The 24,233-nt window shown below is 51.8% G+C and carries 23 protein-coding genes and 1 tRNA gene; 10 read left to right on the forward strand and 14 right to left on the reverse strand.

The features are described 5' to 3' along the window. Positions 1 to 11: 11 nt before the first annotated feature. The 3 genes from PH7735_RS08735 to PH7735_RS08745 all read right to left on the reverse strand — a co-directional run bounded on the left by PH7735_RS08735 (position 12) and on the right by PH7735_RS08745 (position 3,722). The gene (locus tag PH7735_RS08735) at positions 12 to 1,211 is read right to left on the reverse strand and encodes a carbohydrate porin (protein WP_058310863.1); all 1,200 of its coding nucleotides are present in this window, start codon (positions 1,209 to 1,211) and stop codon (positions 12 to 14) included. A gap of 13 nt (positions 1,212 to 1,224) precedes the next feature. Continuing rightward, complete coding sequence (locus PH7735_RS08740; protein WP_058310864.1) at positions 1,225 to 2,220, reverse strand: metallophosphoesterase family protein; 996 nt, start codon at positions 2,218 to 2,220, stop codon at positions 1,225 to 1,227. A 71-nt stretch (positions 2,221 to 2,291) separates the two neighbouring features. Next, on the reverse strand, positions 2,292 to 3,722 hold the full coding sequence (locus tag PH7735_RS08745) for an amidohydrolase family protein (protein WP_158503202.1): 1,431 nt from the start codon (positions 3,720 to 3,722) through the stop codon (positions 2,292 to 2,294). 191 nt (positions 3,723 to 3,913) lie between these two features. Here PH7735_RS08745 and PH7735_RS08750 point away from each other — a divergent pair, with 191 nt between their 5' ends. The 3 genes from PH7735_RS08750 (at position 3,914) to PH7735_RS08760 (ending at position 7,807) form a co-directional block, all read left to right on the forward strand. Beyond that, positions 3,914 to 4,903 (forward strand): helix-turn-helix domain-containing protein, encoded by a 990-nt coding sequence (locus PH7735_RS08750; RefSeq protein ID WP_058310866.1) that lies wholly within the window; start codon positions 3,914 to 3,916, stop codon positions 4,901 to 4,903. 163 nt (positions 4,904 to 5,066) lie between these two features. Then, the gene (locus PH7735_RS08755) at positions 5,067 to 6,038 is read left to right on the forward strand and encodes a zinc transporter ZntB (RefSeq protein WP_058310867.1); all 972 of its coding nucleotides are present in this window, start codon (positions 5,067 to 5,069) and stop codon (positions 6,036 to 6,038) included. Positions 6,039 to 6,268: 230 nt separating this feature from the next. Beyond that, the gene (locus tag PH7735_RS08760; RefSeq protein WP_058310868.1) at positions 6,269 to 7,807 is read left to right on the forward strand and encodes a cryptochrome/photolyase family protein; all 1,539 of its coding nucleotides are present in this window, start codon (positions 6,269 to 6,271) and stop codon (positions 7,805 to 7,807) included. A 475-nt stretch (positions 7,808 to 8,282) separates the two neighbouring features. On the opposite strand, the gene PH7735_RS08765 is transcribed toward PH7735_RS08760, so the two are convergent. From PH7735_RS08765 to PH7735_RS08805, 10 genes are all read right to left on the reverse strand, one after another. Continuing rightward, complete coding sequence (locus tag PH7735_RS08765) at positions 8,283 to 9,821, reverse strand: DNA polymerase (RefSeq protein WP_058310869.1); 1,539 nt, start codon at positions 9,819 to 9,821, stop codon at positions 8,283 to 8,285. Next, positions 9,818 to 11,485 (reverse strand): RNA-directed DNA polymerase, encoded by a 1,668-nt coding sequence (locus tag PH7735_RS08770; protein ID WP_058310870.1) that lies wholly within the window; start codon positions 11,483 to 11,485, stop codon positions 9,818 to 9,820. The genes PH7735_RS08765 and PH7735_RS08770 overlap by 4 nt, the downstream gene beginning before the upstream one ends. Before the next feature lie 244 nt (positions 11,486 to 11,729). Continuing rightward, positions 11,730 to 11,882: a hypothetical protein gene (locus tag PH7735_RS20690; RefSeq protein WP_158503204.1), complete on the reverse strand. Its 153-nt coding sequence runs from the start codon at positions 11,880 to 11,882 to the stop codon at positions 11,730 to 11,732. After that, positions 11,879 to 12,046, reverse strand: a complete 168-nt coding sequence (locus PH7735_RS20695) for a hypothetical protein (protein ID WP_158503206.1) — start codon at positions 12,044 to 12,046, stop codon at positions 11,879 to 11,881. Before PH7735_RS20695 ends, PH7735_RS20690 begins: the two co-directional genes overlap by 4 nt. 205 nt (positions 12,047 to 12,251) lie before the next feature. Beyond that, on the reverse strand, positions 12,252 to 13,037 hold the full coding sequence (locus tag PH7735_RS08775) for a phage major capsid protein (RefSeq protein ID WP_082645163.1): 786 nt from the start codon (positions 13,035 to 13,037) through the stop codon (positions 12,252 to 12,254). After that, positions 12,973 to 13,371, reverse strand: coding sequence for a hypothetical protein (locus PH7735_RS08780; protein WP_058310872.1), 399 nt, complete (start codon positions 13,369 to 13,371; stop codon positions 12,973 to 12,975). Before PH7735_RS08780 ends, PH7735_RS08775 begins: the two co-directional genes overlap by 65 nt. A 607-nt stretch (positions 13,372 to 13,978) precedes the next feature. Then, positions 13,979 to 14,173 carry a thiamine pyrophosphate-dependent enzyme gene (locus PH7735_RS08785; RefSeq protein ID WP_058310873.1) on the reverse strand — a complete coding sequence of 65 codons (195 nt, stop codon included), beginning with the start codon at positions 14,171 to 14,173 and terminating at the stop codon, positions 13,979 to 13,981. Between the two features lie 65 nt (positions 14,174 to 14,238). Beyond that, positions 14,239 to 14,910: a hypothetical protein gene (locus tag PH7735_RS08790; RefSeq protein WP_145865288.1), complete on the reverse strand. Its 672-nt coding sequence runs from the start codon at positions 14,908 to 14,910 to the stop codon at positions 14,239 to 14,241. Positions 14,911 to 15,735: 825 nt separating this feature from the next. Beyond that, complete coding sequence (locus PH7735_RS08800; RefSeq protein WP_058310876.1) at positions 15,736 to 18,030, reverse strand: VapE domain-containing protein; 2,295 nt, start codon at positions 18,028 to 18,030, stop codon at positions 15,736 to 15,738. Between the two features lie 142 nt (positions 18,031 to 18,172). Beyond that, complete coding sequence (locus PH7735_RS08805) at positions 18,173 to 18,379, reverse strand: hypothetical protein (RefSeq protein ID WP_058310877.1); 207 nt, start codon at positions 18,377 to 18,379, stop codon at positions 18,173 to 18,175. 554 nt (positions 18,380 to 18,933) lie between these two features. Here PH7735_RS08805 and PH7735_RS08815 point away from each other — a divergent pair. Both PH7735_RS08815 and PH7735_RS08820 read left to right on the forward strand, forming a co-directional pair. Continuing rightward, positions 18,934 to 20,070, forward strand: coding sequence for a tyrosine-type recombinase/integrase (locus tag PH7735_RS08815; protein WP_058310879.1), 1,137 nt, complete (start codon positions 18,934 to 18,936; stop codon positions 20,068 to 20,070). After that, the gene (locus PH7735_RS08820; protein WP_058310880.1) at positions 20,067 to 20,735 is read left to right on the forward strand and encodes a hypothetical protein; all 669 of its coding nucleotides are present in this window, start codon (positions 20,067 to 20,069) and stop codon (positions 20,733 to 20,735) included. Before PH7735_RS08815 ends, PH7735_RS08820 begins: the two co-directional genes overlap by 4 nt. An 82-nt stretch (positions 20,736 to 20,817) precedes the next feature. On the opposite strand, the gene PH7735_RS08825 is transcribed toward PH7735_RS08820, so the two are convergent. After that, positions 20,818 to 20,907: transfer RNA gene (locus PH7735_RS08825), tRNA-Ser, on the reverse strand. A 129-nt stretch (positions 20,908 to 21,036) separates the two neighbouring features. Between PH7735_RS08825 and PH7735_RS08830 the strand changes: the two genes are divergently transcribed. The 5 genes from PH7735_RS08830 to PH7735_RS08850 all read left to right on the forward strand — a co-directional run bounded on the left by PH7735_RS08830 (position 21,037) and on the right by PH7735_RS08850 (position 24,228). Next, a complete protein-coding gene (locus PH7735_RS08830) occupies positions 21,037 to 21,876 on the forward strand; it encodes a DUF2059 domain-containing protein (protein WP_082645205.1) in 840 nt (279 codons plus the stop codon). A gap of 197 nt (positions 21,877 to 22,073) precedes the next feature. Next, entirely contained in the window at positions 22,074 to 22,706 is a 633-nt protein-coding gene (locus PH7735_RS08835) for a 50S ribosomal protein L21 (protein ID WP_058310881.1), read from the forward strand. Between the two features lie 23 nt (positions 22,707 to 22,729). After that, positions 22,730 to 22,999, forward strand: coding sequence for a 50S ribosomal protein L27 (gene rpmA, locus PH7735_RS08840; RefSeq protein ID WP_058310882.1), 270 nt, complete (start codon positions 22,730 to 22,732; stop codon positions 22,997 to 22,999). Positions 23,000 to 23,081: 82 nt separating this feature from the next. After that, positions 23,082 to 23,675, forward strand: a complete 594-nt coding sequence (locus tag PH7735_RS08845; RefSeq protein WP_058310883.1) for a LysE family translocator — start codon at positions 23,082 to 23,084, stop codon at positions 23,673 to 23,675. Between the two features lie 13 nt (positions 23,676 to 23,688). Continuing rightward, entirely contained in the window at positions 23,689 to 24,228 is a 540-nt protein-coding gene (locus PH7735_RS08850; protein WP_058310884.1) for a GNAT family N-acetyltransferase, read from the forward strand. Positions 24,229 to 24,233: the final 5 nt, after the last annotated feature.

The following is a 24,233-nucleotide window of genomic DNA, read 5'->3' on the forward strand; positions in this document are numbered from 1 at the left end:
CGCGTTGCGGATCAAAAGACAATGCGCGCTCTGACGCCCCACAGGGTAACGCTTGATGCCGAAGGGTTCAGCAACGGATCTTTGATGTATTGAACCGACGGTGTGATTTGCAGGCTTGGAGACAGCGAGAAACGATAGAACGCCTCGACGGTTTTCTGGTTTCCCGCAATACCGTTGGCTTCGGCCCAGTTGAAACCGACCCCCGCCATGTCGGTATTGCGCCCGTAATAGCCCAAACCCACCGAGACCGAGTTTTCATAGAGTGCGGCTGTGCCCTTGGAACTTCCGGCGCGCACAAAGGGCATCCATTTGTTGTCGACAAACCATGCGGCGGAAAACGCCACGCCATAGTCTTCTGCCCGTGATCCGTCGGACGCGGCATCGGCATGCCAGAAGGTCATGTGGATGTTGTCGAAATAGATCCTTTCAAAGCCGCTTGTATAGCCGATTTCGAGGCTCTTGAAGAGATCGCCATCGCTGAAAACATCGAAATCCGGTGACGTGGGATCGGCATTTGCATCGGCGATACTGCCGACGGCATAGAAGTTCTGGCCGAGCTTGACCCCACCCGCGACACCAAGGCCCGGATTGGGTGCGTTGATTGTCGGATTTGTATTGAAGGCAAGGTTCTGAAACCCGGTATAGGGGCTGACCAGACCATAGACATCGACGAAATCCGTCACGTCGATTTGCCCGAACTGAAGTGTCCAGGACCCGTCCTGAGCACGTTGCGTCCAGTAGAGGTTGGTCAACATCGTTCCATTGTCGTTAAAGGCCGTGCCCGTCACGGACAACGCGCCCCCGTCAAACCCGAAAAACTGTGGTGCGACGGCACCATAGGCATGGCGGTTCTCGATTTTGAACGTCAAAGACCCGTGGTCGGTTGCCTGCAAGTTGCCATAAATCCGCGCGATCCCGCCTGCGGCTTCGCCTTCACCAAGGTCGGAATTGGACCATTGCCCAAGAGAAAGGTAATCCAGATTGAACGTGAACCCGTTTTCGGCCAGCCCGTCTTTCCATTCGTACCAACCCGGCGCGATATTGCGTGGAAAATCCGACCGGAATTGCGGATCGGTCAACCCATCTCCGGGTTGCAGTTCTGCGCCCACGGAAGACGGGCCAGAAAGCCCTTGGGCCAGACCGGACACCGCCGCCATGGAGGCTGTGAACGTCACGGTAATCCCCAAAAGGTGTTTCGTGAATGCTCTCATGTGACTGCTCCTGTCATTTGCATGATCCAACAGCAAAACAAACGCCTTCGCCGTCAAGAGGTATGTGTCCCGTCCGATCCCGGATGCCAGACAGCATCAAAGTTGCAATGCTGACCTCTGTGCCGGCAACCGTCACGAGGACCACATGATCTTCGGACATGCCCAGTTCCGGAAACTGTTTCCCGCCGGTTGTGGCAAGTTGAATATAGTCCCGACCAAACCGGCTCTGATGTTTGTAAAAGTGTTCGTGTCCGTTGAAGACCGTATAGGGGATATCGGCCAGTGCGGCTTCGATATCGTGAAACCGGGTTTCGTCTGCATTCCACGCTGGTTTGTGCGTGAAGACAAAAACGTGGCGAACGTCTTTGTTTTGCGCGATGGCGTCGACAAAATAGGCGCCTTGCTGATCACTGATCGCACCTGTCACACGTTCCTGGCTTTTTGCATAGGGTGTTTTCGCAAAGGCCTCTGGACCAACCGTTTTGTAGATTTCCACAGCCTCGGCGCGCTGTGTCGCGATGGTGTCCCGACGTGTCTGGGACAGGTCCTCGGTATCAAGCACCAGAAACAACACGTCTTTATAGCGAAAGTGATAATAATGCGGGCCATAGCGGTCTTCCCAGACGTCCCGCTCAAGCGCGCTGGAAAGGTCGTGATTGCCGCCAACATAAAACATCGGCACACCAACCTTGGCGGCGCGCTGGTCAAAGCTCTGCCATTGCGCGATCAGCTCGTCCCGTGTTCCGCCGCCTTCGATCAGATCTCCAACGCTGATCACAAATTCCGGCCCCAGAAGCGCGAGTTGCGCCATCGCGATCTCGAAAACTTGCGGACGTTCACCGCCGGTCAGATCAGAATGAATGGCAAAAGTGAATTTCTGGACGTCGCCCTCAAAGGCATCTGTGGTCCATGGCTTCTTTTCGTTTGTCACGCTGTGCGAGAAGCCTTCAGCGATTGCAGATGTCAGGGCAAAGCCGAGGACCATCAAAACCACCCAGATCATTTTCATTGGAAGCGTCCTGATTTCATCAAGGGTGCGGGGCGGCCGAGGTAATAAACCGCCCCACCCATCAATTTTGCTTACTGGAACTGCATTATTGATGCCTTGGTCGTACCCGGGCGGTACATGATGCTGTCTGCTTCCACTAAAGTATTTTTATAGGCTCGCCCGTCTTTCATGACGAGTTGAAGCTTGCTTTCGTCCAAAATCATGTCGATGTTTTCAACAGGATTTCCGTCCCAGATCAGAATATCCGCATAGCTGTCCGGCGCGATTGTCCCAATCGCATAGGTCGGATACGGGTCGAGCGGCCCGGACCACTTGAGCACCTTGCCTGCATTTCCTGTGTGCATCTTCCAGACATGTGCTGAGGGATATCCGGCCTCGTTGACCTTACAGGTGATGTCTTCCTTGGCGATCTCGCTGAGACCCGGGCCGAACATATCGGCCCCACCGATCATAAACACATCGTTTTCCAACATCATTTTGGCTGCATTTCTCGCCCCTTCGCCGACGGCAACACCTTTGAGCTTTTGTTCATGTGTGAAGAAGTCTGGCATCGTCTCGTAAGACCCGAAGGAATTGATGCTCATGTAGCATTGGAAAGACCAAACGACCTCCTCCCCTTTGGCCGCCATCTGCTTGACGATGTCCTCAGAGACGAGAAAACCATGTTCAAAGCTGCGCACGCCTGCGTCCAGAGCACGTTGGTAGGAAGTGTCGTGATATGCGTGAACGGCGACATATGTGCCATAATTCTCTGCAATCTCCACGGCCGCTTCGACTTCTTCCTGCGTCGCCGCCGAAATCTCCAACGGATCAAAGCGGCTGGCCACGCCGCCGCCGGCCATCAACTTGGTAAAATGCGCACCGTTACGGTAGTTGCGACGAGACGCTTTGATTACGTCATCACGACTGTCAACTTTGAATGAGTTTTGGACGATTTCTCCGTAGTCATTTGCGGTTAGGTCATTGCGGTCACCCCAGTCACCATGGCCGCCTGTGTGGCTCAGTACGCCGCCGGAGGTATAGACCCGCGGTGCAATCAAAAGGCCGCGTTGGACTGCGCGGGCAACGCCCCGAGAATTACCCGCGATATCGCGGATCGTTGTAATTCCTCTCATTAGGTAATTTTCGCGGATCGCTTGCGCAGCCATCGCTCCACCTCCGCCAAAATCCCACTCGTCCTGATATGAGTTCGTCCCTTCGGGAGTTTCAAACATGATGTGTGTGTGCATGTCGACCAGACCAGGCGTCATCGTCTTGCCGGTTCCGTCGACTACAAATGCGCCATCGGCATCAATTGGGTCAGTCGAAACCTGTGTGATTACATTACCTTCGACCAATACATTGGCATCCATGATGAGTTCTGGGTTAAACCCGTCAAACACGTTTACGTTGGTGAACAGGATCGGTGGCGGTCCGGCGTCTTCTTGTGCGGTGCCGAGATGTGGCACCATTGTCAGTAGAAAGCTGGCGACTGCACCAGCAACAAAACGAGAATTCTTCATGACGTACTCCCCGGTGGTCATTTTTTCGCTCAAATCATCCATCTAGTTTAAGCACAGAAATATCCAAATCTTCCGGTCATAATCAGACAGACCTGTATTTAGTTGACCAAAAATGACGGATAGCTAGAGTTTTTGGTGCGGACTGGATATCATTTTCGCCAAATATGTCTGGAAAAGGGAACTTGTCATAAATGCCTGACTCGCTACCGCTGGTGCAATTGCAACTTATTGTGCCCTTGCTGAAAGCCTTGAAAGCGCGGGACATTGATCTGGGCGCTGTGCTGGAAAGTGTGGGGTTGACGCGTTCTGCGGTCGAAAACCCGGAGTCTTCGGTTCATGTCATGGTCATCCACCAGTTTCTTCAGAAATGTGCCGAAGCAACCAACGATAAAACCTTTTGCTCGGAAGTCGGCGCTGGGCTGGACACAACCGGCTGGCCCATGATCCAAAAAGCAATGTCCGAGGCAAAGACTCTGGGCGAGTTCCTCACCATTTATGTCATGCAGTCCTCGCAAGTGGCCTCTTCGGTCACTTCTTTCCTGAATATTCAAGGCGTCAGGGCCGAGTTTGGCGAACATCGAAAGTTCAAACCTCTTATCGTTCCGGCGCAAAATGACGGGTTTATGATCAGTCTCAAACTCTCGTTGATCGAAAGAGCGGTGGGCGCGGTGTGGGACCCCAGTCAGGTGATCTTGACGCTGAGCGATCCGGGCGTTTTGTCAAAAAACATGTCGCGGATTACGGCATTGAAAGGGGATGATATGGGCTCGAAAGTCCAGTTTCCCTCTGCGTGGTTAAACGCGCCGTTGTCCATTTTTGCGCCTCAAGACGAAAAGATAAGCAACGAAATCAATGTTGCCGATTCAGATTTTTTGACAGGTTTTCGTGCCTTGTTGCGTCAACAGGTCCCGAACGGCGGCATCAGCGTGAATGACGCGGCCAATTTGGTGCATCTGAACGCCAGAACGCTTTCTCGCAGGCTGGCAAAATTCGGGACAACCACGGCCAAGGAAATACTGGCGGCAAAAATGGAATACGCCCAAGAGGCGTTAAAGACGTCAGATCAAAAGACAGAAGAGATTGCTCTTGATCTGGGGTATTCGGATCCTTCGAATTTTTCCCGCGCTTTTGTGAAATATGTTGGAAATTCGCCCTCCAGATATCGCACTCTAAAGCGTTAATTTACGCGTACAATATGCTGTTTTTACTTTGGTTTCGCATACAATCCGAGTGCCGGATCAACACCGCACAGGCCAGTTCAGGCTTTGTTGTGCTGCGAATCTGAAAAGTGCAATGATTACCGGATAAAGGCATTCGAATGACCCTGCCGGAGAAGGACATCACATGGCCCACACCACGCCCAATCCCATCTGCGCCTTTGCCGTTTCCTCTGACGGGGTTCCACGGCCGATCGCATTGCCGTCGGATCTGCAAACGCTGTCAAAAACGGATGGCTATGTCTGGCTTCATTTCGACGTCGGAGACCCTGCTTTTGAAGCATGGTTAATGCATCAGTTGCCGGAGACTGTTGCCAAGGCGCTGGTCGCGTCGGAAACACGCCCAAGGTGCGACCGCGTCGAAAACGGGCTGGTGATTAACCTGCGGGGCGTGAACATGAACCCCGGTGCCGATGCCGAGGATATGGTTTCGCTGCGCTTGTGGGTCACCGAAGGGTTGATCATCAGCGCCCGCGTGCGCAAAGTTTGGGCCGCCGATGCGATCCGGCAGCAAATGGAAGCAGGGCAGGCGCCCGTTTCAACCACTTTGTTTCTGGCGGAACTGGCACATGGGCTGACACGACGGATCGAAAAGGTGTCACTTTCTTTGGCCGAGGAAACAGACGCCTTTGAGGAAAATGCCCTGTCGCCCTCAACAACCCTTGCTGCAGAACTGGCGGGGCTGCGGCAAAGCGTAATCAAGTTGCGGCGGTTCGTGAGACCCCAAAGCGAAGCAATTGCCGAGCTTGCCGATGGTAAAATCTGGCCACTCGAGGCGCATTCAACCAACCTTTTTCTTGAAACTGCCAATCAGACAGCCCGCACAATGGAAGAACTTGAAGCAACGTCTGATCGCTTGCGTGCGGTGCAGGATCATCTTGATATGCTTCACATGTCCGCACTTGGCCGCAACAGCTATGTTCTTTCGATCGTGGCTGCGATCTTTCTGCCTCTTGGGTTTTTGACAGGTCTGTTCGGGGTCAATGTCGGTGGTATGCCCGGTGTCGATGCCGCGTTCGGATTTTGGGCCGTTACAGTCAGCTCGATCCTGATTGGTTTTGTCCTGTTCTTCGTTTTCAGACATCTGAAATGGCTGTAAGCCCGCGCGAAAACGGCTTGAACAGCTCGCACAGCAAAACACCAGATTGATCAACACACCATTTGGCAGAGCGCACGCGCTGCGCCTGGCGATTATCAGACTCTGGTTCTTGATCCGCGCATTGATTTTTTGCCCGACCAAGCCAAGTCGCCTCATACGACAATGGTCACCCGTCCAGCAAACCAGCCGGAGGGGCTCAGTTGAATTGAATCCGAGGATCAAGAGACATCATGAAATTACGCCTGATACTTGGGGATCAACTTAGCTCCGATATTTCCAGCCTTCGCGATGTCGATGCCAAAAACGATACTCTTTTGATGTGCGAGGTGCGCGCAGAGGCGACCTATGTCAAACACCACAAGAAAAAGATCGTGTTTGTGTTCTCGTCCATGCGCCACTTTGCAGCCGAGTTGGTTCGGAGTGAATTGAACCTCCAATATGTCAAATATGACGACCCCCAAAATTCAGGAAGCTTGGTCGGGGAAGTCGCACGCTTTCTTGCGCAGGGCGACTACGACGAAGTGATCGTAACCGCCCCCAGTGAATACCGTTTGTCAAACGAGATGCAGAGCTGGCCGTCGATTTTGGGAATACCTGTAACGATCCGGGAAGATGACAGGTTTTTATGTACGCCTGCCGAGTTTTCGAACTGGGCGAAAGGGCGCAAACAATTGCGGATGGAGTATTTTTACCGAGAGATGCGGCGGAAATACTCTGTGTTGATGGACGAGACCGGACCGGTCGGGGGGCAATGGAACTATGACTCGGACAACCGCAAACCGCCGGTTGCCGGAATGACGGTGCCAGACACCTATCGCGCGGAGCCAGACTCGGTGACCCAAGAGATCATGACGCTGGTTGAAACGCATTTTCCCGATCACTTTGGCGATCTGTATCCCTTTCACTTTGCGGTCACCCGGGATCAGGCCTTGGCCGCGCTGGACGAATTCATTACGCGGCGTCTTACCTTTTTTGGCGATTACCAAGACGCGATGATCCAAGGGGAACCCTGGATGTATCACAGCCACATCGGGCTTTACCTCAATTGTGGTCTTCTCAATCCGTTGGAATGTATCGAGCGGGCCGAGGCCGCCTTTCACAAAGGCGACGCGCCTCTGAACGCGGTCGAAGGGTTCATCCGCCAGATCCTTGGATGGCGGGAATATGTGCGCGGGATCTATTGGCATGAGATGCCGCATTACGCGTCGCAAAACTTTCTCGAAGCCAAGAGGACCTTGCCTGACTTTTTCTGGACCGGCGTCACACAGATGAACTGTATGCGCCAGTGCATCACCGAAACCAAACAAAACGCCTATGCGCATCATATCCAGCGGTTGATGGTGCTCGGGAACTTTTGCCTTCTTGCGGGGATTGATCCTGACGAGGTCAACAACTGGTATTTGCTGGTCTATGCCGACGCTTATGAATGGGTCGAACTGCCCAATGTTTCGGGGATGATCCTGTTTGCGGATGGGGGGCAGCTGGCCTCAAAACCCTATGCGGCGAGTGGGGCCTATATCAAAAAAATGTCCAACTATTGCGCATCGTGCACGTACAAGGTGACGGTCAAGAATGGCCCCAAAGCCTGTCCGTTCAACTACCTTTACTGGGACTTTATCGGCCGCAATGACGCCAAACTGCGTGGCAATCCGCGTATGGGGTTCATGTACAAAAGCCTCGATCGGATGAGCACCGAGAAGCGCCACGCGATCCGGGATGACAGCCGCCGGTTCTTTAAAGCGCTGGAAACCAATGAAAAGGGCCGCTGAAAGCGACCCATTCAAAGTAACTACAATGTAGTGTGGCGGAGAGACAGGGATTCGAACCCTGGGTCCCCGTAAAGGGACAACGGTTTTCGAGTTATCCCTGACAAAAAACGACGTCACGCGCGTCACGCTAGGTGATTGAATTCATTGACTAACGTGAGGCGCGTGACAATGCAGGAAACACCGTCAACAGCGTAAAATGCAAATGAAATGCAAATGGCACATGAGAGGATATGCCTGTCGGTAGTCTGATTTATAGCAAGACACGGAGACGGCAAACAGCGTCCCGATTTGACCCTCTTTATCGGGACGCATATCCCCCACCGCGCACTCGCCGCATCGTAACCTGTCAAAACTTGGCGCAACGGGTCCTTAAAATAATGTAGCGGACGGCCCTTACCGGACATTGGATCAGCGACCCTTCGCTGCAACGCAGCTTAGAAAAGCTGTAGCTTTCATGGACACTGGCAAATATCGATTAAACTCCAAAATTCTCAACTGATGCTTTCCCTTCAATAATGCCTTCAAAATGCTCTGACATTGTTTTTTTAAACGCATCCACGACAACTTCTGGTGAATCTGTAGCCGAGTACTGAAAGAGCAAGGCGTCATGCATCGGCAACAGCATCTGAATATTGTCCAACCTGCTTATCTTTATCAGAGCCTTCTTGAAAATAAGTGATCCTTCACCTTGAACGACCTGACTAATAGCGGAAAGTTGTTCCTTATTTGATGGCTTGGATCCCAAGAAATAAAATCGGTTTCCAAAGCTAGTGGAAACAAAACCTGTTTTTTTGAAACTTTTCAGAACTTCCTGTTTCCAAATCTCATAGCGTTTGAATTTCTTGAACGCATTCCTAACAACGGATCGGCCCACACCGAATTTCTGGCCAACAATGGGGAGGTTATTTAGTTTCATACCATATGCATAAGCCAAGAATAGTATCTTGGCCGCTTGACGTGAACCTTCTCCGTTAAGATGTTCTATACGGAAAGTCTCATACATGTCAGGCTCAGAAAATAGGCGGAGCAACTCTGGATCTCCTGACAATGCAGCCATGATTCCAACCTCAAACTGGTCAAAATCAACATAACAAAGTTCAAAACCTTCGGCTGCGCACAGAATAGACCTATACCTTTTCGCAAGGCTTTGAAGGAATGGACTGCGAACAGATATTCTAGATGTCCTTGACCCCTGCGTGTCCAGCACAGGATGAACCCTACTATCTTTGACTGCTATACTGTCGAGGACACCCCGAGTTAAATCCAATTCTCGAAGTGTAAGCACGGACTCTGTGTAGTCTCTAATCTGAGGCATAAAGTTCAACACAAATTCAAAGCTATACTCTTCGAAGTCCACACCTTTCGCTACGGCATATCTTTCCACGTCTTTATTGGATGGGCGTTCAAGTGGCACATCAAACTTATCTGATAAATCCCTCAAATTGGTGTAATACTCATGTCGCGCTTGTGCGCGAAATTCAGTTATTTTCGCATTGTCTACAGGAAGGCCTTGAGAGGAAATCAATGAGCAAATTAGTTGACAAGGGACTTCAATCTCAATGAACCTATGAAACTCCCCATTTATATGTGCGTGACGGCAAAGTTCGATGTAGTAAACCGTTAAGATTTCATGAAATGAGCTTACCGTTTCTGCATCCACGTCTACTTCACCATAAAATATCTTTTTGTAGCGCTGGCAGGCTTCATAATTCGTTGGGTAGATTCTGTTGATCTCTTCGATTATGTCAATTTTTTCGCGTCTTAACCTATCCTTGTTGTTTCGAGAAACGAATACTCGATATTCATCGAGGTCGATGACTTTCCTTGGCAGCGCACCCGCAGACTCAAAGAGGTCTCGGCAGATCATCCAATAGTCGTGCGTGATAAGGTAACCTTCATAGTTAGAGACTTCCTTGGCGGTAACCTCTCGGAAACCATTGAAATCGCTTAAGAAAAATCTAGAAATCGATGATGATGAAAAGTTCTTAATGAACGAAAACACAGCAATTGTCATGAATAATCCTTGATGTCTTCGTATAGCGCCGAAAACGACGGTCGCTCTCGCTCCACGATGGCAACGCCATCGGCTCGGTACTTTTTCCTTGCTCGTTTCATTGTTCCAAGCAGCTTTTCAGGTATCTTACCTCGAAGTATCTTTTGCCGATCAGCGGACAACCCGCTCGCCGCGAACAGGAAGTACCGCTGGTTTTGAAAAGGCCAAAGATTGCTGTAATTCTCTAGAAGCAAATCAATGGGGCCTAAGTTACCTACCGACTGAAGCCAGATAAATACACCTGAAGATTCGCCTGAAGTAGGGTCTGCAGAAACTATCTTCAGCGCCAATTCATGTAGAATTTCACTGTCAAACTTCGTCGATGCAAGCAAAATCCAAAGGTGATGGTTTTGCCAATCGTGTATACAAGCGCTTCGGTTTGTAAGGAAATTTTGTATTTCTATCAGAACTACATCACTTGGCTGAAGAACAAGCAGTAGACGGCAAAGTTGGTCGGTTGAAACAGCGTCGCTCCCTAGTGCAGAAATTGCGTAAGTTAGAAGTTGGTCAGCCTCTTCTCCGGCGACATCAAAAAGTCCTGCGTCAATCAACTGACTCAAACGATTCACCGCAAAACGAAATGATCGCGACTGAGTGTCTCCTGCGGTCAACGCGGTTTGAATGATTTGGATGATATATTCTACAGATCGAATGAAGACTCGGCGACTTTTGGAACGCCACATATTATCAATGGCAAGGACCAAAGGGTTTTGAGACGGGAAAAGCTCTTGCACATCAGCATCTGAACTTGTCGGTGAAAGAACGTTAGTCTTTTGCGCGTTGATATTCATACCAACTTCTCTGAGTAAGCCTATCGACGTTTGGATCGCCTTACGTGCTTCACTTTCGGAGGAGCACACGATTCTTATGTCATCGACATAACGATAGTAATCATATCCCTGTTCTTGCATTTCAAAGTCAAAACTGCTGAGCAGTATATTTGATAAGAAGGACGAACAGTCTCGATTTTGCGGAAGGCCAAACTCTCCAGAGAACGACCAGTTTTTTAGAAGTTCTTCAAGCATCCGAGTTGCGGCCAGTATTTGTCCTTTCTCGTACCCGTCGCAGTCACTTCTCTGCGCAAGGGTTCGAATTTCAGTGATTAAGTGCTTGGAAGATACGTTTTCGAAAAAGTTTCCCACATCGGTAACGGCCAGATAGGACCCTTCTTTTCGAAACCGATAAGTTAGGCCTTCGTAGTCTAACCACTTTCCGATTTTGCTACGGAAGAGGTACTTTGGGTCCAAACTATCCCTGTTGTACCTATAACTTAAGACGCGGTGAGAAAGGAGCGGGTCCAGCTTTGGTATCAGAAATGTGCAAACAGCTTGATATACGAACCTATCGAAAAAGTCTGTTTCTAAGGAGTATCGCTCTGCGTATGCTTTTTTGGGGATGCCGCGCAGAACACGCTTGTCGCCGACATACAGTCCACCCCATTCGTTCAGACACCGCAACAAAACTTGAGCAGCATAATTTTGATCTGCAAAGATGTCAGTGTACCTAAGTGTATCGGCATACCAGTCGTCTCGCATGTCTTGCTGCAGATGACGCATGACTAGGTTCACGTCTACTGGGAAACCAAAAACTTGCCCCGTCTGGAACAATTCCAATCCATCTTGCATCTAAGTAATACCAACCAATAAATGTCCATAGAAGGTACACCTTTGAGGATGCTGTGCAAGGCAAAATGCAATTTTTGGCTGAGCGTGGAGTTACTTAGTTTTGCCTACTTCCATGAGGTCAAGATTAACTCCAGAAATGACCAATCGGCTGGGCCTCATGAGACTACCATGCTGAACTATGCGATTGCAGCGAATGTCTGCGTCCGCCCACTATGTAAAAAATCCGACGTTTCAGCTTTCAATTTCATCCACGTATTGCCGCCTTTTCCAACTCTCTTGCCGCAACCAGCAAACCAGCTTTGCGGCATTCAGCGGCACGTTTCAGAAGGTCTTCACGGTTGCCTTCGATCTTGGCAGAGTTGGCCAAAACACGTTGCGCGTCGGCTTGGCTTCTCATGCTGCGTCCTCCAACCGATCATGGATTGAACCAAGCAAAACGGCGTATTCGATTGCCATAACGCTCAAGTCTTCTCGGACATATGATTTCAGGCTTTCCACCTCTTCATATTTCAACTCGCGCCGCAACTTTTTCTCGGCCTCCAAAATTGCGTATTCGATCATTTCGACATCTCCTTAAGTGCGGCGTGGTATCCAACCAAGGCCACTTCGACATCGGCCTTGAGGGTTTGGTTGCTTGGCACGTGGAAGGCCACGGCATCGGGTGTTGCCGTTGCGATTGTTTGCTTGATGCGGCTGCATCGAACGGTTGCGATCAGCGTCCGATCACGGGCAGTTGCGACCTCAAAATCTCCTTTACGTTCCCATATCAGTAATCGACCCCCGTGATCGCGACGACTGCACCCGCTCGTGTCGTTCCCCACGAAACAGGCTGGATAAAGCGGACAGCGGACGTCCAAGTTTGGAACAGCGAGCGGGTCTGTACGGTGCCTTCGTCGGCCTCTGGGTCGTCGCCCATGACCAGCATTGCTTCGCTTGATGCGTCGAACTCTGGCAGGTCCAGACCGATGAAAACCGAGTCGGCATCCATGGCAATAATCTGGATCGGGTCGGCAAGATCGCTGGTGATAAACGGCAGTCCGGCCAGCTTCCCAGCGGCAATGTCAGCCTTGAACGCATAGACACCAGTGCCCGTGGTCGTGACCATAGAAAGCGCGGCAAGCGTCAGCGGGTGCAGGATCAAGACAGGCTTACGCGCACGGATCGTCAGCATTTGTTGCAGCAACCATTTCAGGTCGGTGTTGATCTGTTCAATACTCGCGCCTGCCGATACCTGTGTCGTCGCGCCGTTCATCATTCCAGCGGGTCGGACATGGGCGGTTGCGGCTTCGGCATCGAAGAAAAACTGATCCAGAGCGGCGGCACAGTCTTCGATGATTGAGCCTTCGATTGTGGCCACCAGATCAACGGCACTGACACGTTTGATATCTTCTGTGATCGTGGTGATCACGCCAACCTTAAATCGGTTCAGCAGAGCCGTTCCGACCATGCCCTGTTTCACAGGAATGAGTGATCCTTCTGTGACCCAGTCAGCGGCAAGATAGCCTGTCTTGCGCCCGTCTCGCGCTGTCTCTGGCCCTTGTCGCCGCGTCATTCATCAGCGCAACCAAGGGCGCGGCATCACAGCCAAGCAGGGCGGCTTTGCGGGCTAGGTGGCTCACAGCATCGGTTGCGGGTGTTGTCGGGTGGCGCAGGCACAATGCAGCGCGGGTGAAGTCATCAGCGTGACGCTCTGTGTCACGGATGAGTTGCTGCGCATTGTCAGCATCAGCACAGAACCCAGCCGCAATGCGTTCGCGTTCGGCTGTCGCGCCTTGTGTGTCATTCTGTTCAGCTTTGGAGATTTCCGACAACTGGCGGCGCGTGTAGCCTGTGCGCTTTGTGACTTTGCGTGCTGCTACGGGTGCAGATTTTACGTTCAGCGTCATTGTTGTCGGTCCTATCAAGAAGGTGCCGACAGTATGAGGTGATTCTGCAAATTTGCAAAGTAGATATTGCTAATTTGCTAATGCGGGTGTTAGCTGGGGCTGCGCTTGATCTGGCCAGCCGACGCAGGCTGGCGCACGAAGAAAGCGCACAGCGTCCCGATTTTGGCCCTCTTTATCGGGGCGCTTACACACTCAGCACCAGCAAATAAGAATGCGCCCGACGGCTGTGGTGTTGCGATAATTGATTTGGGTCATGGAATCACATATCGAATCTTGAATAAGATGAGTTGTCCCGCCCATATTCTGGGTATGTGTGTGTTTGCGAGTTGAATTTTAATCAACCTCACCCCGCTTCTTCCCCAGGAGGCGGGGTCAATTTTTGCAAACGGTCAACTGCCACCACGCACCGTACACAAAACAAGACCGTCTGGACGTCGCCCACAGGTGCTGCACCTTAGCCGCTGGGTGACATCACCCAACCGCGCATCAGCGCCTAGCAAGCCAATGAGTTTTTGCACCTCAAACTCCCTATGTCGTCCGCAATGTCTCGGGTCGCAATTGACGCTCACGACAACAGGCAGAGTGAGCAATTCCATCAGCCTCTGGCTCATAACATTGACGACACAGCCGCATAGGATACCAAGCCAGCCAGCACGGCAAACACGATGCCCAAAGGCGTGATTAAGGGCACAGGCTCTGGCTCTGGCAGTTCGATGCGCACGCGGATGACGTGCGGTTCGGGTGAAACGTCTGCGTCACGCAACGGTTCGCCTGTGTCGATGGAATACACATTATCTGTCATTGCTTGTCCCAACCCGCGCCAATCGGGGTGTTTGTAAATGGTTGTATTGATCCCAATAGTGGTCCCTACTTTTTTGCCTCACAAGCATTGAGGTCGCCTCGCAAGAACACCTCTCTTTCTTTACACCCCCTGAGCCACGATTCGCTTTTCATCGCGTTTGAAGCTAAGAAACCAACCACTCGTGCAGGCAGTGTTATATCTCCGTCGTCATGGTAACTTGGAATTCGCGAACAGCGGTAATCGAATACACGGTTCTCCAATTTTGGTTTTTCGCCGTTCTTGGTTGGTGAAGAGGTTTGAATTTCTGCAATTCCCCTGTCTGGAATAAACTTATGATTGCCTTCAGAGACTTCACTTTGGCTGGGCAAGCGGATTGTTACTTCTTCTCCGTCGAATTGCTTACCGGTGCATGTGAAGCCATCGCAGGAAAGTGACCCGCCAGTAGAGTCGTCCCAGAACATGAATGATCGCTCAAGATAGCCATCCATTCGAGCGACTAGGTGAGGAATACTTCCGCGACCTTGTTCATCTAAGAAACAGTACATTTGTTCAAGCCATACGGTTTCCGCGTCGGCAACTGAAGCAAACAGCGAAACATGCAGGGCAACTAAAACTTGTTTTTGAATAATGCTCTCCCACTGACATAGGCGCGACGGTTGCAGGTTACGAAGGTTCTGTAAATTAGTCGAATTGGAATTGCCGACCTTATGAAACAACAAGCCATTGTGCTGCGTCACCCAATAAAGCTGCCCACATTTGGTTCATAGAAAGACTCCCTGCGTTGCGGCCTCATGTTTCCACTGTCGGACGATGTCATTGCTGTTTCGGACGCCAGTGGGGTCAACTGTTAGCGTGACGCCAGCACAGGTGATTACATGGGTGTCCGGGGCGGGGTGCTGATACCGTGTCGGGCAACCAGCGTGACGCGCAATTCGTCGTCTAGCGTTGGTGATCGCATTCGCTACGTCGATGGCCCTAATTTCGTCTAGAATCGTCTGATCCATCGAAAATCACCTTCAAATGGCTGCGCTGTCCGTGTCGGGGCGGGCGCGATATGGGGTATTTTAACACCCCACAATCGCCGCGTCCATGAAGTGATTTTTGCGGTGTTTTCTCAAGATCAACTTCCCTGCGCGGTGCGCGTTCCCCGCGATAGTTGCTGGATGCCCTCCCCCAAGACAGACACCAGCGGCCCATCATCGGTCAGAGAACGAATAGCTGTTGGGCTATAGGTGTGTGGGGATGAAGTGTTGGTGGATCGGTGATGGACAGGGCTTTGGATCGGTGACGGATCGATAGCGAATAGGTTATAATTTAACATGTTAATGTAGATCGCGTATCGGTTTTCTATAAAGTACACAACATCCAAAACACCAATGTAGAACACCTCATCGTTCTACCTACTATATGAATATTAATATAACACTAAGTGATTGATAATAAACAATATTGAGAATTCATATGGAGGGAGAGTACGTACTGTCGATGCGATCTACAAACCGATAGGTGATCGAATATAATAGGTAGAACGGGGGTGTTCTACCTATTTTGATACGACCGTTCTACACTCGAATAAAGCGTCTTGAGTTCCTGTAGGGAACACCCATCACACCGTCGGGAACCCAACCGTTCTGACGCAGGGCACGACCAACAGCCTGTTCCATCTTCGTATCTCTCTTGCCGTTGATTGGTTCCAACCCTAGCGCGAACATGCATTCTCTCACACAGGTTTGAGATTTATCGGCCAAAAACATGGTCAGTCCGACTTCCCATTCTTCCTTGGGATTTCGGCTTTGCTGCACCTGACGTGCGACAGCTTCCATCTCGGGTGACAGCCACCATTGCTCACCAGCTTTGTAGGCATGGACAGCTTCGGCCCATAGCTGGTCGCGGTCGCGCTTCACGCCTGCAATGTCCATCACACCGTCACAGCGCACGATCCAGAACCGACGCTCGCCTTCGGCATCCTTGATGTAGTCATCGCGGTTGGTCGTACCTGCAAACACACAACGGCGCGGGGCTTTTGTTTCCAGCCGTCCATAGCTTGCCCGATACTGTTCCACCCGACGTGTCAGGAAACGGCGCATATCTTCCAGATTGCTACGCCAGACAGATGTTAGTTCGGCCAGTTCGATGATCCATTTCCCGTTCAAATGCTCGCTGGCATCTTTGGTGTGAAAGTCGGGCACACCATCAGAGAACCAATCAGGATCGGGGCACAACTCTCGCAGGACGGATGATTTACCCACCCCTTGGCCACCTTCAAGGATTAGAGCGTGATCGACCTGACAGCCCGGTTTCATGGCCCGTGCAACGGCGCTGATCATCCATTTGCGCCCAACCTGACCGACATAGTGCAATTTGGAAGGGTCCAACGTATGAAGCACGACTCCCCCATAGTCGATCAACCAATTGCTAATGCGGGGCACCCCATCCCATTGAACCCCTTCAAGATAGTGCTGCACAGGCTCATACACATTCTCATGACAACGTATATCCACGGCATCAATGACATCCCCTTTAGTAATCTTCTGAAACACGTTCATCTGAAACCAGACATGGACCACCCGATAATCGTTATCGGTCAGCATGCGTCCCACACGACGGTCAGGTGATTTCGGGATCGGGGCGGTCATGATTGGTTGCTGGTTGAACGCATCGAAGGCAAAGCAATCTCGCCACATATCCATGTTGTGAAGGTAGGCGTGAACATTCCCTTTGTTGGCGACAGGGTTCCCATCCGAGTCCACCACATAATCGATCCATGGGGTATTCTCTGCACCATCAGCAGGTGCGAGCGGTACACCAGCAGGTGAGGTAGGCATAGTGGACACTGCGGCCCCATACCGTACACGGGACGCAATCTCAGGCGGTAGAAACCCGCCTTGGTCCTGTCGGGCTAGGTGTACCAATGTCCCAAAGCCTGTGGACCCGTCAGGCTTTAGTCCAGACCATATTCGCTTGGTCATTTTCGGATCGTCTTTTGCGGCCTTTGCGGACCATGTGGCAAACGCCTGCCATCCGACATCCCCCAGCGAGGCTTTGATTGCATATCCTACGCGCACCCAGTCGTCGTATTCCAGATCATCATTACCAATCATATCCACCAGAGGGGCGACCAGCGACTGATCAAAGGGCTGGGCACCCAAAGCACTGGTGCCATCGTTTGATCCTGTTTTGGTCGCTCTGCCACGCGTCCAGCCATGTGACTCGGCGATCCGCAAACAGTAATCCACCAAAGCGTCCATGTATTCCTGTGTCACAAGCGGCATCATGTCGGCTGTGATAGTGCGATCCCACTGGTAATCCATACCCTCTGGGTGGCCACCATAGATCACAACCTGTGTCGGGGTCTTCTTGTTGGACTGACCTTTGACTTCGATCAGTTGACGGCCTTCGACGCCTTCTTTCCGCATCGGGTACTGGCGCGACAAAATCGGATCACCAGAGACTTTAAACAGGATCATAAACTTCGGTGCCTTACCGACACGGACAGGCCACACAGCCCCCGTTCTGGCGGCTTCGCCCATCAGATAATCGTACATAGCACGGGCCAATATCTCGTCGGTGACATCGATATCCAGCGCCACCCAGACAGGGCCGCATTTAAGGCCCACATTTGCGCCTAGCTGGTCCCACTTGACGGCTAGGGCTTCTGTCATCTGATAGGAGGGCCAACATCCAAGACCGTCCCAAGCACCTGAGTAGAAATCAGCGGGTACTTTGCCCCGCGCGTCAGGGTCCACCAGACTGTGTTCGTGCAATGTGGCGTTCGGCGGGATTACGGGGATGGTTTCGGTAAACCCAGCACGGTACGCCACTTGATGTGCGGTGGGTGTTATAGTATAACCATTCATATGACAGACCTCTTTTTTGATCCTTTTGAGGTTACGATTTGGCCCCGTCACGATTCATTTCGCGACGGGGTTTTTTCATGCACAACCGTTGGTCTGTCAGTTTCAGGTTCCGGGTGTTACGTGCGATGAATTTCAAGTGAACTTACGAACCGTAGGGCGGCACATGGCGTCCGTACCCATTAGCTAGATGGTATTCGAACGCCTCTTCGGTAATCATCAGTTTCGCACCGGCAGGTATAAAGGGGATGAGTCCTAGTTTGGCGGCGCGGTAGATCGCAGCGGGTGTTACGCCGGACGGCGCGGCAAGGTCTGCCAAAGGACGGCGGGTTGATTTGGTCGGTTTTTCCATAGCATTTCCCATCGTTACGGTAAATACGCCAAAAAGCGTTACTTGTATAAAACAACAGAATGGGTATTTTATTGTCAATAACATAAATGCATGTTAGGTTAAATACATTGAATGCGTTTAAAGGAACCATGAAGAAATGCAAAAAATTTGCTTGGGTGAAGACGTCAATACCTTTCCGGATTGGCTAAATCAGTTCGTTGACGCCGCTTGGACAGAGCCAGACCGTGACAAACAGCGCACCCCGATTGACCGACTCGACCCGAACCTTTCGCAAGAATTCGCTACGCGCATAAATACCGCGATGCAGGAACACAGGTTCGCGCAATTCCATTTTGCGTTGGATGAAAAAGGCGGGTCGTTCCAAACGACCTATTTTTGGACGCCGGACCATCTGACTACCCAAATCGCGCAAAAGCTGTCACAGGTTTGGTCGGATCGTCTCAATTTGGCAAACTGCCAAACGTGCAACGCATTGCTGGTGCCCAGTAAGGGCCGCGTAACCAAATTCTGTTCAAATAAGTGTCGGATCGCGGCTCACAGGGCAGGGGGGTGAGATGGCAAGCCTTTACAAATCATCTGATGGACGCTGGACCGTACAATGGTCGGCAGGTCGCGACAGGCATGGCAAGACAGTCCGAGACTCTCGAACATTCAAGTCTGAAGACCTAGCGTTTCACTTCAAAGTAGAACAGGAACGGCGCGGGACGGGAACGGGCAAAGAGTCCCTTATCAGTCGCGCGGATACTTGGGTTGATCATCGCTTGGGGATTGGAAAAATTGGTGAAAAAACAGCGGTTGGATACCGTGAACGGATCGCGGCATGGGGTCGTCTACTGGGTGACCGTCCCTACAAAAAACTGACAAGTGCGGACATCGAGTCTGCATATGGACGTCTTGCGGCGGGAGACACTCCTACCGGGCGGATACCGTCCGCACGGACTTTGAATCATTACAAGTCCGTAATACGTGCATTCTTCAATGCTATGGAAAAAGCTAGCGAGATTGACCGCAACCCCACGAGAGCACTGGAATCGCCAAACGGTCTGGATAAACGCACCCGACGCGCCCCATCTCGTACAGAGATGCAATCAATTCTAGATGAAGCAGAAGCCAGCAGGGCGCTATTTGGTCAAATTGGATTCATTTTACGTCTATCGTCACATCTTGGATTGAGACGCGGTGAAATTGCCGCCTTGCGTTGGTCCGATCTTGACCTTGTTGCCATGACCGCTTCAATCACACGCGCGGCCACGCAGCCAACGGGGCGGGAGGTCTATTTCAAAACGCCCAAATCAACCGCAGGTATTCGCAACATTTCAATGTTGGAACCAACCGTCCAGCTATTGCACCAGCAACGTAAAAGGGTCGCCGCGTGGCGTCTTAAGGCTGGCCGCTCATGGGCAGACAATGATTTGGTTTTCTGTGATCCGTTCGGTCAGGTTTTGGACTTGGAAGAAATGAGCCGATCGGCTGGACGAATAAGAGACGCAGCGCAAGTCTCGCGTGAGGTATCACCTTTACATGGCACAAGGCACTACAACCTTACCCAACTACACAAGGCGGGTGTAGACAGTGTCACAATCAAAACGCGGGCAGGGCACGCCGATATTCGCTCTACGGTAGGGTACATAACGGTAGATGACGAAGAAGACCGCAAAGCCGCAGAAGCGGCAAGGGGGGCTTTGTTGTGAGTAGATACTATCAAACAACTGCACGCATTGCTTCAGGCTTGGCTGCATTCGTGACTTTTCTATGGTTGCTTTGGCCTTCGGATGAATGGCGTATTGAAGGAGAGCCAACGGTCGCTTTTCTAATCGCCATCGGTTTTTGGATTTTGACCGAGTTCAAACACAGCGAAGAAGTAGTGTTCCGTGCTTCAACTCCCAATGACATAAGGGTTGCCCGAGAGATGTTGTGCTATTTGACAGGCAAAATGCGCACCATGCTGAAAGATCACGATTTTCACAGAGGAATTGAGTCCCGATATCTATACGAAATCGATTACCTTCTAACAGAAGTGGAACTTGATTTGGTTTACTTTCAAGACAGAAAGATAGAACCGATATTTCAGGATTTTTGCTATAGTCTCAAGCAGTTTGACAACTATCTAGGCGTTCATTCATCGCCAGAAGAATTCAATGGTCGCTGGCTTCAGAGTATTAAGCATCCGAAACACGATGATTACAATTTGCCTGCAAAGGTACAGGATGAAATCTCGGAGACAAATCGACTAGCAAGCGAAGCATGGGCCACTGCATTGCCCCTAATTCGTATTATAAGACAAAGAGTACCTGAAGCCTTTGACCACCCTATACAAAAGGGTTGGGTACGCACCAAAGACGAAGCGACCGAGTGATGAAACGCAAATGGAATGCAAATGATACACCGAGACAGCACCCCGAAGGGTTCATTTCTATTTGGCTAAGTCATTGATTTAATGGCGGAGAGACAGGGATTCGAACCCTGGGAACCCGTGAAGGCTCAACGGTTTTCGAGACCGCCCCGTTCGACCACTCCGGCACCTCTCCGCGGGGGTCTTGGTGAAGGGGCGTTTAATGATGTTTCCAGAAGGGTGCAAGAGGCGTTTTGCATTGTTTGGCAAAAGATTTTTGCTACGCTACATCTCGAGAAAAAAAGGAAACGGAAAGGACCTTATGATGGCAAGGGGTTTTGCAGGTTTGTTCAAGACAATTGCGGTGGGTGCAATCTGTCTTGTCACGACGGCAAGCGTGTCTTTTTCGGCCTCGCGTGAAAGCGTTGAAGCGTTCCTGAAAACCACTGGGTTCGATGTGGCGATTGATTCCATCGCTCTGTCTGCGGCGGGGGCGCCATCGATGCTCGGTCTGGAAGAGGCCGAGTTCGGGTCGGAATGGGCGCGGGCAGCTGATCTGGTGTTTTCGGAAGAGATCATGCGGGACCGTGCCATCACAATCCTTGAGGCCACACTGGATGACGATGTTCTGGCACACGCCGCCGGATTTTACGCTTCTGACCTTGGCATGCGTCTGGTCGAGGCGGAAAACATCGCCCATTTTGCCGATGACGAGGTAAAGCAAACCGAGGGGCAGGAAATTCTTGAGGAATTGATGTCGGACAACCATGAACGTGTCATGGCATTTGAACGCATGGGGCAGGCGATTGATCCCAACGATATCGGCCCCAAGGCGTTTCAGGAAGTCCAGATCCGATTTGTTCTTGCCGCGGCCTATGCCGGAATTATCCAGTTGCGCACGGACGAAGACGGGCTGCGGGCTGCGGTTGCAGAAGATTATGAATCCCTGCGGGATCTCATCAACGAATCCGCCTTGGTGGCCAACGCATGGACATACCGCGATTTTTCCGACAAAGACGTTCTGATCTATGCAGAAGCGCTTGAACATCCGGACATGGCCACGGTGTACGAGTTGATGAATGCGGTGCATTACGAAGTGATGATGAACCGGTTCGAAGCATTGGCCCTGATGCTGGGGCAATTGGGGCCCGCACAAGAGCTTTGATGCCTGTAAACAATAGGTCTTGACACGTTCGCCGAAAGTCTGGATAAGCCCGCATCCGGCGTAAGGACCTCCTTGCGCCGTGTTTTGTTGAAACAACGCCTAAAAATAGGCGCGCGGTTCGAGGCGGTGCGGGGTAACCCAATCCACAAACACCCGAAAGGGGGCCACAGAACGCGGTCAAATCAAAGGAATAGGACATGTTCGCAGTCCTGAAGACCGGCGGCAAACAGTACAAGGTTCAATCGGGCGATGTGCTCCGCGTTGAGAAACTTGCTGCTGACGCTGGCGAAACCGTACAATTTAACGAAGTTCTGATGCTTGGCGGAGACAACACTGTTGTTGGCGCCCCTCTGGTTGCAGACGCAGGCGTTCAAGCCGAAGTGATCGACCAGATCAAAGGCGAAAAGGTCATCCACTTCGTTAAGCGTCGTCGTAAGCACAGCTCGAAGCGCACCAAGGGTCACCGTCAAAAACTGACTTTGGTTCGTATCACCGACATTCTCGCCGCTGGCGCAGACAAGTCGGGCGTAAAAGCTGCTGTTGGTGCTGGCTCGGTATCGGCTGCTGCTGTTGAAGCTGCTGCTCCTGCCAAGAAAGCGGCACCAAAGAAAGCTGCTAAAGCAGAAGCTCCTGCTGGCGCAGACGATCTGAAGAAACTGTCGGGTGTTGGTCCCGCTCTCGAGAAGAAACTTCTTGAAGCTGGCGTGACAACTTTCGCACAAATCGCAGCCTGGACCGAAGCCGATATTGCCGAGTTCGACGAGAAATTGTCGTTCAAAGGCCGCATCGAGCGTGAAGGCTGGGTCGATCAAGCCAAAGAACTGGCATAAGCTGAGATTAGGAGACAAGCGATATGGCACATAAAAAAGCTGGCGGTAGCTCCCGCAACGGTCGCGACTCAGCGGGTCGCCGTCTTGGTGTAAAAAAATACGGTGGTGAGAACGTCATCCCCGGGAACATCATCATGCGTCAGCGCGGCACAAAAATGTGGCCGGGCGAAGGCGTCGGCATGGGCAAAGATCACACCATCTTTGCAACCACCGAAGGCAACGTGAAGTTCCACAAAGGCCTCAAAGGCCGCACCTTTATTTCGGTTCTGCCACTGGCGGAGGCCGCAGAATAAGCCGACCTTAAAGGTATGAAGACATTAAGGGACCGGCTGAACAGGCCGGTCCCTTTTTATTTAGCAAACAGGAGCAGCGGACATGCCCGTTGCGATCATCAGTTTTAGTGCATTCGCAGCAAGCCAGGTGGCAACACCGGGCCCCGCAAACATGGCGCTTCTTGCCACCGGAGCCCGCTTTGGGTTCAGGGCCGCCTTGCCATTTGTGGCCGGCGTTGCCTTGGGCAAGCAATTGATTATCTGGCCCATCGGATTTGGCCTGATGTCTTTGGCCGATACGGTGCCCGGTCTGTTTGTGGCGCTGAAATGGATTTCCGCCGCCTATATCTGTTATCTGGCTTGGCGTGTCGCGCATTTGCGTTTGTCACCAGACGGCGCCTCGGTCGAAAAGGCCCCCGGTTTTGCCGCTGGTTTGGTGGTGCACCCACTCAACCCCAAAGCATGGGCCATGATTGTTACGGGCTTTACCAGTTTTGTGACGCCGGACACGCCCGTCTTGCAAGCGACGGCGACAATCGCCATCTGTTTGCTGGCATGTCAGGCGATTTTCCACCCGATCTGGACTTATGGAGGAGACCGGATCGCTCGTTTTGTCGCGGGTCGTCCCGCGGAACGTTATTTGATGCGAACCTTGGCCGCTTTGACGGTGGCCTCGGTTCTGTATGTGCTGTTTTGAGGAGGGCAGGCATATGAAACACGACACGATCGTTAACCAACCCGTTATCAATGCCGACCGCATTGTATTGCGTCCCTTGCGCCGTTCGGATCAAGGCCTGATCGAGATGTATGCCGGAGACAAGGATGTCGCCGCAAACACGACATCGATCCCGCATCCTCTGCCACCGGGCAGTATCGAAGCCCTGATTCAGCGTGCGCAATCCGAAGACCGCATGGAAGATATCTGGGCGATGGACGGGACGGCCGATGGCGGCCCCGAAGTGATGGGCGTAATCGGGCTGACTCGCGTAGATCACGGCAAATCCGAAATCGGCTACTGGGTGGCGCCTGCGTTCTGGAACACCGGTCTTGCCTCCGAGGCGGTGCGCACCCTGATTGCGGCAAACCCCCTGCAAAGCGACACGATTTTCGCAAGTGTCTTTCAGGACAATCCGGCATCGGCCCGTGTTCTGACCAACTGTGGTTTCCAATACCTTGGCGATGCCGAGAGTTTTTCGGTGGCGCGCGACGCAGCTGTGCCCACATGGACCTACAGCCTGAAACAAAGCTGAAACAA

Origin of the sequence: Shimia thalassica, from assembly GCF_001458215.1 — a bacterium.
GTDB lineage: Bacteria > Pseudomonadota > Alphaproteobacteria > Rhodobacterales > Rhodobacteraceae > Shimia > Shimia thalassica.

What these genes read in the sequence shown, in the direction of transcription:
- PH7735_RS08785 (WP_058310873.1), bottom strand. Translation starts at nt 14,173, where the DNA reads ATGACAGATAATGTGTATTCCATCGACACAGGCGAACCGTTGCGTGAC.
- PH7735_RS08760 (WP_058310868.1), top strand. Translation starts at nt 6,269, where the DNA reads ATGAAATTACGCCTGATACTTGGGGATCAACTTAGCTCCGATATTTCC.
- PH7735_RS08780 (WP_058310872.1), bottom strand. Translation starts at nt 13,371, where the DNA reads ATGACGCTGAACGTAAAATCTGCACCCGTAGCAGCACGCAAAGTCACA.
- PH7735_RS08805 (WP_058310877.1), bottom strand. Translation starts at nt 18,379, where the DNA reads ATGGAAAAACCGACCAAATCAACCCGCCGTCCTTTGGCAGACCTTGCC.
- PH7735_RS08835 (WP_058310881.1), top strand. Translation starts at nt 22,074, where the DNA reads ATGTTCGCAGTCCTGAAGACCGGCGGCAAACAGTACAAGGTTCAATCG.
- PH7735_RS08735 (WP_058310863.1), bottom strand. Translation starts at nt 1,211, where the DNA reads ATGAGAGCATTCACGAAACACCTTTTGGGGATTACCGTGACGTTCACA.
- PH7735_RS08800 (WP_058310876.1), bottom strand. Translation starts at nt 18,030, where the DNA reads ATGAATGGTTATACTATAACACCCACCGCACATCAAGTGGCGTACCGT.
- PH7735_RS08755 (WP_058310867.1), top strand. Translation starts at nt 5,067, where the DNA reads ATGGCCCACACCACGCCCAATCCCATCTGCGCCTTTGCCGTTTCCTCT.
- PH7735_RS08750 (WP_058310866.1), top strand. Translation starts at nt 3,914, where the DNA reads ATGCCTGACTCGCTACCGCTGGTGCAATTGCAACTTATTGTGCCCTTG.
- PH7735_RS08745 (WP_158503202.1), bottom strand. Translation starts at nt 3,722, where the DNA reads ATGAAGAATTCTCGTTTTGTTGCTGGTGCAGTCGCCAGCTTTCTACTG.
- PH7735_RS08830 (WP_082645205.1), top strand. Translation starts at nt 21,037, where the DNA reads ATGGCAAGGGGTTTTGCAGGTTTGTTCAAGACAATTGCGGTGGGTGCA.
- rpmA (WP_058310882.1), top strand. Translation starts at nt 22,730, where the DNA reads ATGGCACATAAAAAAGCTGGCGGTAGCTCCCGCAACGGTCGCGACTCA.
- PH7735_RS08850 (WP_058310884.1), top strand. Translation starts at nt 23,689, where the DNA reads ATGAAACACGACACGATCGTTAACCAACCCGTTATCAATGCCGACCGC.
- PH7735_RS08765 (WP_058310869.1), bottom strand. Translation starts at nt 9,821, where the DNA reads ATGACAATTGCTGTGTTTTCGTTCATTAAGAACTTTTCATCATCATCG.
- PH7735_RS20690 (WP_158503204.1), bottom strand. Translation starts at nt 11,882, where the DNA reads ATGAGAAGCCAAGCCGACGCGCAACGTGTTTTGGCCAACTCTGCCAAG.
- PH7735_RS08740 (WP_058310864.1), bottom strand. Translation starts at nt 2,220, where the DNA reads ATGAAAATGATCTGGGTGGTTTTGATGGTCCTCGGCTTTGCCCTGACA.
- PH7735_RS08845 (WP_058310883.1), top strand. Translation starts at nt 23,082, where the DNA reads ATGCCCGTTGCGATCATCAGTTTTAGTGCATTCGCAGCAAGCCAGGTG.
- PH7735_RS20695 (WP_158503206.1), bottom strand. Translation starts at nt 12,046, where the DNA reads ATGATCGAATACGCAATTTTGGAGGCCGAGAAAAAGTTGCGGCGCGAG.
- PH7735_RS08770 (WP_058310870.1), bottom strand. Translation starts at nt 11,485, where the DNA reads ATGCAAGATGGATTGGAATTGTTCCAGACGGGGCAAGTTTTTGGTTTC.
- PH7735_RS08775 (WP_082645163.1), bottom strand. Translation starts at nt 13,037, where the DNA reads ATGACGCGGCGACAAGGGCCAGAGACAGCGCGAGACGGGCGCAAGACA.
- PH7735_RS08815 (WP_058310879.1), top strand. Translation starts at nt 18,934, where the DNA reads ATGGCAAGCCTTTACAAATCATCTGATGGACGCTGGACCGTACAATGG.